This window comes from Myxococcales bacterium, assembly GCA_016717005.1.
Taxonomy (GTDB): Bacteria; Myxococcota_A; Polyangia; order Haliangiales; family Haliangiaceae; genus UBA2376.
Map to the genome: position 1 here is coordinate 174,855 of JADJUF010000016.1, position 10,977 is coordinate 185,831.

Consider the following 10,977-nt stretch of genomic DNA (forward strand, 5'->3'; position numbering starts at 1 on the left):
GTGCGCGTAGGGTTCCACGGACGGCCGGCCGGCGTCACGCGCGCCGCGGCGAGAAACGCCTACTTGCTGCGCTGATCGTAGACGCCGTCCCAGTCATCGGGCGGCGGCGCCGCCGCCAGCTCGGCCGCGCGGGCCGCGAGCACCCGGGCGGCGCCGTCGTCAGGCGCGGCCGCGGCCAGGGCGGCGAAGCGCGCGGCGGCGTCGGCGAAGTCGCGGGCGCCGAACGCGGCCATGGCGTCGGTCCAGGCCGCGAGCGCCGCGGCGGTCGGGACCCCGGGGCCGCCGGTCCGGCCGCACAGCTGGAAGATCCGCGCCGGCTGGTCCTTGCCCTTCATGCGCACGCGCCCGAGCTCGCGGAACACGAAGTCGCGGGCGGCGGTGGCCGTGGCCTCGCCGACGAGGATATCGACCGCGTACTCCTTGGTCAGGGGCTCGAGCCGGGCCGCGAGGTTGACCGCGTCCCCGAGCACCGTGTAGTCGAAGCGGGCCTCGCTGCCCATGTTGCCGACCGACATCGGGCCGGTGTTGATGCCGATGCCGATCTGCACGTTCGGGCGGCCGCGGCTGGCCCAGCCCTGGTTGAGCGGCCCGAGCGCCGCCTGCATCGCCAGCGCGGCGTCGCACGCGCGCCCGGCGTGGTCGCCGACCGGCAGCGGCGCGTTCCACATCGCCATGACCGCGTCGCCGATGTACTTGTCGAGCGTGCCGTCGCGCTCGAGCACGATCGTCGTCATCGGCGTCAGGTACTCGTTCAAGAAGTCGGCGAGCTGCTCGGGCGGCAGGGCCTCGGCGATGCGCGAGAACCCGCGGATGTCCGAGAACAGCACCGACATCTCGCGGCGCTCGCCGCCGAGCCGGGTCGCGCGCGGGTTGGCGACGATCCGCTCGACCAGCGACTTCGAGACGTACTGCGCGAACGCGCTGCGCAGGTGGGCCTTCTCGCGGCCCTCGGTGGCCAGGGTCGCGACGGTCGCCGCCAGCATCGTCAGCGCGAAGGTCGCGGCTGGCGCCACCAGCTCGACCACGACGCCGCGCGCGAACAGGGCCTGGCCGATCGCGCTCCACGCCGCCAGCGCGCCGATCGCGATGATCAGCGGCAGCCACAGGCGCCGGCGCACCCGCCGCAGCTGCAGCGCGATCGCCAGGGCCGCGAACACCAGCAGCGCGGCGACCTCGGCCGCGGTGCCGGCGTCGCGCAGGAGCTCGTCGTAGAGCAGGTTGTGCAGGAGCGTCGCGTGCAGCTCGACGCCGTCGGCGGTGGGATCGAACGGCGTCGGCACCTTGTCGTACGCGGCGTGGGTGAAGCCGACGATCACGATCTTGCCGTGGAGCTCGGCGGCGCCGACCCGACCGTCGAGGACCGCGGCCGCCGATACCCGCGGGAACGGCCGGCCCAGGAAGTTCAGGCGAGCGGTGACCGGCAGCGTGCGCTCGCCGAGCGTGACCGTGCGGCGCGCGGCGAAGAACCGGGTCGGCTGCTGCGTCGCCAGCGCGGCCAGGGTCAGCCCCAGCGCCTGGTAGTAGCGGCCGCCGTACTCGATCACCAGCGGCACCCGGCGGGCGACGCCGTCGTCGTCGCGGTAGTGGTTGACGGCGCCGGCGGCGATCGCGCCGGCCGCCATGCCGGGCATCGTGAACGCGACCGCGTACGCGCTGGGCACGGTCGCGGCGCCGCCGACCGACTCGCTGACCTGGGCGCCGGCCAGGCCGGCCGGCTCGGCCGGGGGCGCGGCCGGGCGCTCGCCGGCGCTGGTGATCAGCCGGAACAGCGCGCCCAGGACCACGACCTTGGCGTCGGCGATCGCCGCGACCAGCGCGTCGTCGCCGTGGAGCGCGGTCACGACCTCGCCCAGCGCGTCGCGGGCGGCGGCCAACGCCGGGCTCGGCGCGGCGTCGGCGCGCGCGGTGGCGTAGGCGTCCTCGACCTGGCGGGTCAGCGCGTCGGGCAGGAGGATCTCGCGCGAGGAGAAGAACAGATCGAGCGCGATCGCGTCGGGCTCGGTCGCGGCCAGCGCCCGGATCAGCCGGGCCCAGCCGCGTCGGGTCTGGAACACGTCGGGGGCGGCGCGCCGGGTGTCGTCGTCGAGGCCGACCACGACGATCCGGGCGTCGCGCAGCGCGCGCGGCCCGCGGGTGCGGAACCGCCAGTCGATCGTGCGCTGCTCGAGCCCGTCGAGGCCGGGCAGGTGGTAGGCGCGCCCGTGGCCCAGGGCCAGGCCCGCGAGCGTGATCGCCACCACAGCCGCGGCGACCAGCGGCCAGTTTCGGGGTGAGCGATCCCGCGGTGCCATCGGGCCAGCCTACCAGCGAGGCGGTTGTCGCGGGTCGGGCGGGGGCGTAGGCTCGACGGCCAATCATCCGTCTCGGGGGAGACGCCCATGGCCTATTCGCTTCGTCCGCGCGGCCTCGCCGCAGTCATCTTCGTGTTCGCAGTCTCCGCCTGCGGCGACAACCTCAAGCCGCCGGCCGACGACGCCGCGGTCGCGATCGACGCCACGCCGGCGGTGTGCGGCAACGGTACGGTCGAGGTCGGGGAGGACTGCGACGACGGCGATCAGGTCGCCGACGCGGTCTGCACCGACTCCTGCCACTTCACCTGCGGCAACGGCGTGGTCGACGACGGGTTCGGCGAGCTGTGCGACACCGGCATCGCCGCCGGCGCCGGCGCGTGCCCGACCACCTGCGACGACAGCATGGCCTGCACCGCCGACGTCCAGTCGGGCTCGGGCTGCCAGGCCCAGTGCATGAACGCGCCGATCACCGTGCCGGCGAACGGCGACGGCTGCTGCCCGACCGGGGCCAACGCGCTCACCGACGACGACTGCGCGCCCGCCTGCGGCAACAGCGTGGTCGAGCCGCCCGAGACCTGCGACACCGGCATCGCCAGCGGCAGCGGCGCGTGCCCGAACCTGGCGGCCTGCAACGACCTGGTCGCGTGCACGACCGACACGCTGACCGCCGGTGGCAGCTGCACGGCGGCGTGCGCCAACACGCCGATCACCGCGCCGATGAACGGCGACGGCTGCTGCCCGCCGGGCGCGACCTCGGCCACCGACAGCGACTGCGTGGCCGGCTGCGGCAACGGTGTGGTCGACCCCGGCGAGACCTGCGACACCGCCATCGCGGTCGGCCCGGCTCGTGCCCGACGACCTGCAGCGACGGCATGGCCTGCACCCGCGACGTCCTGGCCAACGCCGGCACCTGCACCGCCGCCTGCTCGTTCCCGCCGATCACCACGATGACCAGCGGCGACGGCTGCTGCCTGGCCGGCGGCAACAACAACACCGACGCCGACTGCCCGATCCGCTGCGGCAACGGCGCCGTCGAGACCGGCGAGCAGTGCGACGACGGCAACATGAACAACACCGACGCCTGCAACAACATGTGCATGCTCACGACCGTCACGCCGACCGCGTTCCGAATGAGCGACCTCGACCTGCGCAACCCGCACACGTTCGTGAGCTTCATCGGGTGCCGCGACGTCACCGACACCGCGCTCGCGGGCTTCTCGGTCAACGGTCAGATCCAGACGGCGATCCAGACCGACGGCACCGACGCCGACACCAACCTCGATCTGTCGATCGCGACCGTGTTCCGCCCGCTCAACCAGGCCGCCGGCGCGATGACGCCGCTCGAGATCCACTTCCCCAGCTGCACCGCGCCGATCGGGACCACGATGTGCAGCCGGACGCCGGCCACCGCGATGGCGATCTCGACGACCGCGACCAACATGGCGACCGGCACCTGTCTGGCGCCGCTCGCGGGCACCCAGGGGACGCCGTACACGCCGGCGATCACGACGCCGACGGGCCCGTGCTACTCGGCGGGGCCGGTCACTGTGACGATCACCCTGGCCGGGATCCCGATCACGCTCCGCGACTCGCGGATCGCCGCGACCTACTCGGGCAACCCCGCGACCACCACCGTCAACGGGCTGCTCATGGGCTTCATCAGCGAGGCCGACGCGAACGCCACGATCCTGCCGTCGACGCTGCCGCTGGTGGGCGGGCAGCCGCTGTCGTCGCTCCTGCCCGGCGGCATGGGCAACTGCTCGTCCCGCGACGATCGCGACATGAACGGGACCGTCCGCGGCTGGTGGTTCTACCTGAACTTCACCGCGCCGCGCGCCACGTGGATCGATAACTGATCGAACGGCGCGCGCCGGTGCTCAGCCGCCGGCGAACGGGCGCTCGAGGATCTGGCCGGTGATGATCGAGGGCGCGGTCGAGGTGCCGCCGAAGTACAGGCCCGAGGCCCAGCGGAACTGCGCGGGCGGCTGGGCGGGGCAGGCGCGGGGCAGGGTGACGGCGGCGTCGATCGTGCGCGCGCCCTGGGCGCCGGCGACCGTGAAGCGGTAGCGCGCGCCGTCGGACCAGAGGCGGTAGCGCAGCGGCGCGGCGGCGGCGAGGTCGGCGGCGGTGAGCGTCGCCAGCGGCGCGGGCGCGGTCAGGTGGACGCCGGCGTTGTTGGCGTAGGCGGTGACCTCGAGCACCGGCGGATCGAGATCGAGCCGCCAGCGCCAGCCGAACATCGCGCCCTCGGCCGAGAGATCGATCGTGTCGCAGTCGGACAGCCCCGGCAGCTTGTTCCAGTCGAGCTGATCGTTGGGCTCGACCGGATCGGTCAGCACGTACATGGCCGAGGCGTCGAACGCGAACAGGTAGTCGCGGCCGTCGACCTGGGTCAGGGTGCGCACCGGGTTGCCGTCCGTGCCGCCGAGGATCGTGGCGTCGTGGCGGCCGACGTCGATCTGGTAGGTCGCCCAGGTCGGCGCCGCGTCGGGCCCGCGGTCGAGCCGCGCGTCGGGCTGCGCTGGCGCGGCCTCGCCCGCGCAGCCCGCGAGCAGCGCGGCGAGCAGCGCGGCGAGCAGCGTGGGGCCGGCCACGGGGTGGAGCACGGCCCGATCGTACCACCGGGTTGCGCGACGCGACTTATTGTGTATTATGTACACTGTGACTCCTCACACCCGGATGCGCGTGTCCCTGCTCGGCCTGGCCCACGGCGATGCCTTCGGCGAGACCCTGTTCGGGCCGCCGGAGGAGGCGACCCGGCGCGTCGCGGCGCGCGCGCTGGTGGCGCGCCGGCCGTGGCGCTGGACCGACGACACCGCGATGGCCCTGGCGGTGGTCGAGACGCTCGAGCGCGACGCGACGATCGACCCTGACGCGCTGATGGCGGCGCTGGTCCGCCGGTTCGCCGCCGAGCCTGACCGCGGCTACGGCCAGGGCGCGTACACGCTGCTCACCCGGGCGGCGCACGGCGCCGACTGGCGCGTCGAGGCGACCGCGATGTTCGGTGGCCAGGGCTCGTTCGGCAACGGCGCGGCGATGCGGGTTGCGCCGCTGGGCGCGTACTTCGCCGACGATCTCGACCGCGTGGTGGTCGAGGCCGCCCGCTCGGCGGCGCCGACCCACGCGCACCCCGAGGGCGTCGCCGGCGCGGTCGCGGTCGCGGTCGCCGCGGCGCTGGCGTGGCGGATCGGGCAGGGCGCGGCGCTCGACGGCGACGCGCTCCTGGCCGGGGTGATCGCGCGGACGCCGCCGGGCCTGACGCACGCCGGCTTGGTCCGGGCGCGGGCGCTGGGGCTGGCCGCGGATCCCGACCAGGTCGCGGCCGAGCTCGGCACCGGGCGCCAGGTCAGCGCCCAGGACACCGTGCCGTGGTGCGCGTGGGTCGCGGCCCGACACCTCCGGAGCTACGAGGACGCGGTCTGGCAGGCGGCGGCGCCGCTCGGCGATCGGGACACCAACGCGGCCATCGTCGGCGGCGTCACGATCCTCGCGGCGCCCGGCGGCGCCCTGGCCATCCCCGCGGCCTGGCGCGCCGCGACCGAGCCGGTGCCCGCGTGACGTCGATGCGATCCTGTGCCCGCAAGGAGCGCCGCGGGCAGGTCTTTCGCGGCTTCGAGGCGGCCGAGGCCGCTGACGATGCGTACTACGCTGGGCTCACGCCGCAGGCGCGCGTCGCCATCCTGCTCGAGTTGATCGCCGCGTACCAGGAGTCGATCGGTGAGGCGCAACCGCGACTTGAGAGGGTTTGTCGAGTCACTCAACTCACGGCAGCTTGAGTTCGTGGGCGTGGGCGGGCCCGCCGTCGCGGATCACAGCGTGAGCGTGACGTCGTAGATGCCGTCGCCCGAGGTCGCGGTGCCGGTGACCGTCGTGCTGCCGGGCATGCGCTCGGTGACGCCGCCGCCGCCGTCCTGGAGGAGGCCCTGCATCGTCAGATCGAGCGTGACGTCGCCGGCGATCGCGCCGGTCAGGTGGTAGGTGCCGGTCAGCTCGCCGGTGAACGTGCCGGCCGGGATGTTGCGCAGCGCCAGGTGCAGGTACGGCTGGGTCGCCTCGGCGGTGTCGGTGTCGTAGGCGATCGAGATGGTCTCGTCGTCGGGGCCGACCGGGAACGGGCCGTCGTCGTAGCCAACCATGCCGACGTGGAGCCGCATCTCCTTGTTGGCCGACGAGCCCTGATCGACCTGGCCGGTGATCGTGATCGTGCCGGCGACGTCGCCGGCGCCGGTCTGCGGCGGGATGTTCGCGGACGACGCGGCGTTGAAGCCGTCGAAGCCCAGCCCGAGGGACTTGGCGACCGAGCCGTCGAGGCCGAGGTACGCGCGGCGCGCGGCCTCATCAGAGTCGATCGCGGCGTCGTCGGCGCACGCGCCGGTGACGGCGAGGACCAGGGCAGAGATCAGGACAGCGCGCATGATCGTCTGTCGCGGCGGCCCCCGGGATGGTCGCAGCGATCGGGTATCGTGCCGCCGTGGGTGATCTGCGCACAGCCGACCTGGCCTGGTGGCGGGCGACGTTGACGCGTCAGGCGCCGCTGGCCGAGGCCGACCTGGCCGCGGTCACGCCGCACCTGCGGGTCAAGACCCTGGCGGCCGGCGAGGCCTACCTGCGCAGCGGCGCGCCGGCGGTGGCGGTCGGCCTCATCCGCGCCGGCCTGGTGCGCGAGACGTTCCTGGTGGCCGACGGCCGCGAGCGCGTGCGCGCGTTCGGGATCGCCGGCGACTTCGCCGGCTCGCTGTCGGACCTGCTGCGCGGCGGCGCGGCCCGGTGCGAGGTGATCGCGTGCGCGCCGACGCGGGTGCTGACCGTGCCGTGGGCGGTGATCGCGCGCGCGGCCGCGGCCCGGCCGGCGTGGCGGGGGCTGGTGGCGGCGGTGACCGAGCGGCTGTACCTGCTCAAGGCCGAGCGCGAGTACGAGCTGCTCGCGCTCGACGCCCACGATCGCTACCAGCGGTTCCGCGCGCGCCTCGCCGCGATCGAGCCGCTGGTGCCGCAGCGCCACGTCGCCTCGTACCTGGGCATCACGCCCGAGCACCTGTCGCGGCTGCGTCGGCGGCTGGGGCTGCCGCGCGCGCGCCCCGTCGCAGCGTCACGATCGCCGCGCCGAACCCGGTCATGAACGCACCCCAGCGGGCGACGCCGATCGCGGCCTCGAGCGACGGCGCCGCCCAGGCCAGCGCGCCCATCAGCGGCAGCGGCAGACCGATCATCACCGCGAACACGCGATCGCGGACGTCGGCGCGCGGCAGGCCGAGGGCGATCATCGCCAGCGCCAGGTAGCTCAGGTGGAACTTGGCCTGCGACAGCACGTGCTGGAGCTCGATCGCGGCCGGGCTGATCGGCAGGCCGGCGCCGGCCATGCGCGCCAGCGCCAGCAGGTGGTGATCCTCGACGATGTCGAGCACCGCGACCGCGACCATCGCGCGCACGCCCAGCCGCACCAGCGGATGGTCGGCGACGCCGAGCGCCCGCGGCAGCAGCACGAAGAAGCCGGTGTAGGCGATCAGGAACAGCGCGTCGAGGCCGATGATCGCGCGCAGCGCGTCGGCGCCGGCGGCGATCGCCGGCGCGTAGTCGGCGCGGACCACCTCGAACGGCTCCTGGGCGACGCCGGTCGCGGCGGTGATGGCGACCATCGCGGTCAGGACGGCGGCGGCCGTGGCGGCCAGGGCGACGGCGAGGCGGTTGGCATGGCGCGGGTCGATCATGCCCGCAGCGTGGCGACGGCGACGCGCGCGCGCCTTGATGTGCATCAACGCCAGCGTCGATGGGCGGTTCTGCTAGATTTCGCGCGCGATGTCCAAGCCCAAGCTCAAGGTCGGAGTCCTCGGCGCCACCGGCATGGTCGGTCAGCGCTTCGTCGCGTTGCTCGCCAACCACCCGTGGTTCGAGGTGGCCGCGGTCGCCGCCAGCCCCAGCTCGGCCGGCAAGTCCTACGCCGACGCGGTGGCCGGGCGCTGGAGCCTGGGCGCGCCGGTGCCCGCGGCCGCCGCCGCGCTGACCGTGGCCGACGCCGGCGACGTGACCGCCGTCTCTGCCGGGGTCGACTTCGTGTTCTGCGCCGTCGACATGGCCAAGGACGCGACCGCCCGGCTCGAGGACGACTACGCCCGGGCCGAGACCCCGGTGGTGTCGAACAACTCGGCGCACCGGTGGACCCCGGACGTGCCGATGATGATCCCCGAGATCAACGACGACCACGCGGTCGTGATCGAGGCCCAGCGCCGGCGCCTCGGCACGCGGCGCGGCTTCGTCGCGGTCAAGCCCAACTGCTCGATCCAGAGCTACGTGCCGGCGCTCCACCCGCTCCTGTCGTTCGGCCCCAACCGGATCGCGGTCTGCACCTACCAGGCGATCTCCGGCGCCGGCAAGACCTTCGCGTCGTGGCCCGAGATGGTCGACAACGTCATCCCGTTCATCAAGGGCGAGGAGGAGAAGAGCGAGCAGGAGCCGCTGAAGATCTGGGGCACGGTCGTCGACGGCCGGATCGTGCCGGCGAGCTCGCCGACGATCAGCGCGCAGTGCATCCGGGTGCCGGTCAGCGACGGCCACATGGCCGCGGTCTTCGTCGGCTTCGAGCGCGCGCCCGCGCGCGACGAGATCCTGGCGGCCTGGCGCGAGTTCGTGGGCAAGCCGCAGCGCCTGGGCCTGCCGAGCGCGCCCAGCCCGTTCCTGCGGTACTTCGACGACGACGCCCGGCCCCAGACCCGGCTCGATCGCGACGCCGGCGATGGCCAGGCGGTGTCGATCGGGCGGCTGCGCCCCGACGCGCTGTTCGACTGGCGGTTCGTGGCGCTGTCCCACAACACCGTGCGCGGCGCCGCCGGCGGCGCGGTGCTGACCGCCGAGCTCTTGACCGCCGACGGGTACCTGACCGCGAAGTAGCTACGGCTGCGGCGCGAGCCGCGGGATCGCCGCGAACCCGCGGCGGCGCTGGCGGGCCCGCACGACCGCGCGCCCGGCCCGCTCGGCGGCGGCGTCGATGGCCGCGGTCAGCTCGAGGTCGGTGGCCTCGACCACGACGGTCGGCAGGTCGTCGCCGCGCACGCGCATCCGGCACAGCTTGTCGACGCCGCCGCGGGGGCCGTTGACGTCGGCCAGGGTCACGTCGAGCCCGCGGATGGCCGGGCCGAGGCGGCCGAGCGCGAACTGAGCGCGGCGGCGGACCCGGTCGAGCAGCTCGGGGGTGAGGTCGAGGTCGCGGGTGCGGATGACGATCTTCATCAGAGGTTCCTCGCTTTCACGTCAGAGGGTGTGCGCCCAGGATGGGGCGTCACGGCCGTGCGGTCGAGTCGTAAGTTTGAACGCTTCGTGTCGCATAAAACGACATGTGCTAGCGTGCGCCGGTGAACGCACAGACGATCGCGGTGACCATCCACGGCCTCGCGGCCGGCGGCGACGGCGTGGGCAAGGACGCCGACGGGCGCACGGTGTTCGTCGCCGCGACCGCGCCGGGCGAGGACGTGACCGCGGCGGTGGTCGAGCGCCACGCCCGCTGGGCCCGGGCCGAGCTGGTGACGATCACGCGCGCGGGCGTCGGGCGGATCGCGCCGGCCTGCCCGCTGTTCGCGGCCCGCACCTGCGGCGGCTGCGACTGGGCCCACGTCGACGCCGCGACCCAGGCCGCCGCCAAGCAGGCGATCGTCGCGGGCGCGGTGCGGCGGCTGGTCGCCGGCGGCGCGACCCTGGCGCCGCTGGCGCAGCCCGAGCGCGCCTGGGGCTGGCGGCGGCGGGCCCGGTTCGCGATCGCCGGCGGCGCCATCGGGTTCCACGCGCCGCGCGCCCGCACGGTGACCGACGTCGACGCCTGTCCGCAGCTCGCGCCCGAGCTGGCGGCGGCGCTGGCGGCGGTGCGCGCGGCCGCGGCGACGGTGATCGCCGGCGCCGGCGAGCTGCACCTGGTCGCGGGCACCGGCGGCGCCCACGCGGTCATCGACGCGCCCTGCCACGGCGAGCAGGCGCGCGCGCTGATCGGCCACGGCGGCCTGGTCGGCGTGGTCTGGCCCGGCGGCAAGGCCGGGCTCGCGGCGGTCGAGCTCGAGCCAGGGCTGCGGGTCCGCGCCGACGAGTTCGCTCAGGCGGGCGCGGCCGGCAACCAGGCCCTGCGCGCGGCGGTGGCGGCCGCGGTGGCGGCGCGGCCCGGCGAGCGGGTGCTCGAGCTCTACGCCGGCAACGGCAACTTCACGCGCGATCTGATCGCGGCCGGCGCCGAGGTCACGGCCACCGACGCGGTCGCGCCCCGGGACGCCGCGGCGGTGGCGGCGCAGTTCGTGGCCGGGCCGGCGGCGGCGGTGGTGCCGGCGCTGGTGGCGGCGGGCCAGCGCTTCGACGTGGTCCTGCTCGATCCGCCGCGCACCGGCGCCAAGGACGTGATCGGTCACCTGGCCGCGACCGGCGCCGGCCGGATCGTCTACGTGTCGTGCGACCCGGCCACGTTCGCGCGCGACGGCGAGCGCCTGGTCGCGGCCGGCTTCGCTGCGCGCACGATCGCCGCGTTCGACCTGATGCCGCAGACCGCCCACGTCGAGCTGGTCGCGCAGTTCGAGCGCGCGCTCGATCCGGCGTGAGCGCGCGGGCGGCGCGCTCGCCGGGGCCGCCCACGGTTCGCGCGCGCGATCCGGCGTGAGCGCGCGGGCGGCGCGCTCGCCGGGGCCGCCCACGGTTCGCGCGCGCGCGATCCGGCGTG

The 10,977-nt window shown here is 75.0% G+C and carries 12 protein-coding genes; 7 read left to right on the forward strand and 5 right to left on the reverse strand.

Features of this window, described 5'->3' with window-relative positions; translation table 11 throughout:
• Positions 1-59: 59 nt before the first annotated feature.
• Positions 60-2,291: an adenylate/guanylate cyclase domain-containing protein gene (locus tag IPL61_16630; GenBank protein ID MBK9032870.1), complete on the reverse strand. Its 2,232-nt coding sequence runs from the start codon at positions 2,289-2,291 to the stop codon at positions 60-62.
• 132 nt (positions 2,292-2,423) lie between these two features.
• Between IPL61_16630 and IPL61_16635 the strand changes: the two genes are divergently transcribed.
• Complete coding sequence (locus IPL61_16635) at positions 2,424-3,242, forward strand: hypothetical protein (GenBank protein MBK9032871.1); 819 nt, start codon at positions 2,424-2,426, stop codon at positions 3,240-3,242.
• On the forward strand, positions 3,164-4,147 hold the full coding sequence (locus IPL61_16640; protein ID MBK9032872.1) for a hypothetical protein: 984 nt from the start codon (positions 3,164-3,166) through the stop codon (positions 4,145-4,147). Before IPL61_16635 ends, IPL61_16640 begins: the two co-directional genes overlap by 79 nt.
• Before the next feature lie 21 nt (positions 4,148-4,168).
• Here IPL61_16640 and IPL61_16645 read toward each other — a convergent pair whose 3' ends face one another.
• The gene (locus IPL61_16645) at positions 4,169-4,897 is read right to left on the reverse strand and encodes a hypothetical protein (protein ID MBK9032873.1); all 729 of its coding nucleotides are present in this window, start codon (positions 4,895-4,897) and stop codon (positions 4,169-4,171) included.
• Positions 4,898-4,943: 46 nt separating this feature from the next.
• Between IPL61_16645 and IPL61_16650 the strand changes: the two genes are divergently transcribed.
• Positions 4,944-5,849: an ADP-ribosylglycohydrolase family protein gene (locus tag IPL61_16650; GenBank protein ID MBK9032874.1), complete on the forward strand. Its 906-nt coding sequence runs from the start codon at positions 4,944-4,946 to the stop codon at positions 5,847-5,849.
• A complete protein-coding gene (locus IPL61_16655; GenBank protein ID MBK9032875.1) occupies positions 5,846-6,067 on the forward strand; it encodes a hypothetical protein in 222 nt (73 codons plus the stop codon). Before IPL61_16650 ends, IPL61_16655 begins: the two co-directional genes overlap by 4 nt.
• A 33-nt stretch (positions 6,068-6,100) precedes the next feature.
• On the opposite strand, the gene IPL61_16660 is transcribed toward IPL61_16655, so the two are convergent.
• Positions 6,101-6,706, reverse strand: coding sequence for a hypothetical protein (locus tag IPL61_16660; GenBank protein MBK9032876.1), 606 nt, complete (start codon positions 6,704-6,706; stop codon positions 6,101-6,103).
• Positions 6,707-6,762: 56 nt separating this feature from the next.
• Between IPL61_16660 and IPL61_16665 the strand changes: the two genes are divergently transcribed.
• A complete protein-coding gene (locus tag IPL61_16665; protein MBK9032877.1) occupies positions 6,763-7,410 on the forward strand; it encodes a Crp/Fnr family transcriptional regulator in 648 nt (215 codons plus the stop codon).
• On the opposite strand, the gene IPL61_16670 is transcribed toward IPL61_16665, so the two are convergent.
• Positions 7,313-7,999 carry a hypothetical protein gene (locus IPL61_16670; protein ID MBK9032878.1) on the reverse strand — a complete coding sequence of 229 codons (687 nt, stop codon included), beginning with the start codon at positions 7,997-7,999 and terminating at the stop codon, positions 7,313-7,315. The genes IPL61_16665 and IPL61_16670 overlap by 98 nt on opposite strands.
• A gap of 88 nt (positions 8,000-8,087) precedes the next feature.
• On the opposite strand from IPL61_16670, the gene asd reads away from it, so the two are divergent.
• Entirely contained in the window at positions 8,088-9,176 is a 1,089-nt protein-coding gene (gene asd, locus IPL61_16675; GenBank protein ID MBK9032879.1) for an aspartate-semialdehyde dehydrogenase, read from the forward strand.
• Here the strand turns inward: asd and IPL61_16680 are convergent, their stop codons facing one another.
• Positions 9,177-9,515, reverse strand: a complete 339-nt coding sequence (locus IPL61_16680) for an HPF/RaiA family ribosome-associated protein (protein MBK9032880.1) — start codon at positions 9,513-9,515, stop codon at positions 9,177-9,179. It abuts the gene before it with no gap.
• Positions 9,516-9,637: 122 nt separating this feature from the next.
• On the opposite strand from IPL61_16680, the gene IPL61_16685 reads away from it, so the two are divergent.
• Positions 9,638-10,858, forward strand: a complete 1,221-nt coding sequence (locus IPL61_16685) for a class I SAM-dependent RNA methyltransferase (GenBank protein MBK9032881.1) — start codon at positions 9,638-9,640, stop codon at positions 10,856-10,858.
• Positions 10,859-10,977: the final 119 nt, after the last annotated feature.

What these genes read in the sequence shown, in the direction of transcription:
- IPL61_16630 (MBK9032870.1), bottom strand. Translation starts at nt 2,291, where the DNA reads ATGGCACCGCGGGATCGCTCACCCCGAAACTGGCCGCTGGTCGCCGCG.
- IPL61_16640 (MBK9032872.1), top strand. Translation starts at nt 3,164, where the DNA reads ATGGCCTGCACCCGCGACGTCCTGGCCAACGCCGGCACCTGCACCGCC.
- IPL61_16650 (MBK9032874.1), top strand. Translation starts at nt 4,944, where the DNA reads ATGTACACTGTGACTCCTCACACCCGGATGCGCGTGTCCCTGCTCGGC.
- IPL61_16660 (MBK9032876.1), bottom strand. Translation starts at nt 6,706, where the DNA reads ATGCGCGCTGTCCTGATCTCTGCCCTGGTCCTCGCCGTCACCGGCGCG.
- IPL61_16670 (MBK9032878.1), bottom strand. Translation starts at nt 7,999, where the DNA reads ATGATCGACCCGCGCCATGCCAACCGCCTCGCCGTCGCCCTGGCCGCC.
- asd (MBK9032879.1), top strand. Translation starts at nt 8,088, where the DNA reads ATGTCCAAGCCCAAGCTCAAGGTCGGAGTCCTCGGCGCCACCGGCATG.
- IPL61_16680 (MBK9032880.1), bottom strand. Translation starts at nt 9,515, where the DNA reads ATGAAGATCGTCATCCGCACCCGCGACCTCGACCTCACCCCCGAGCTG.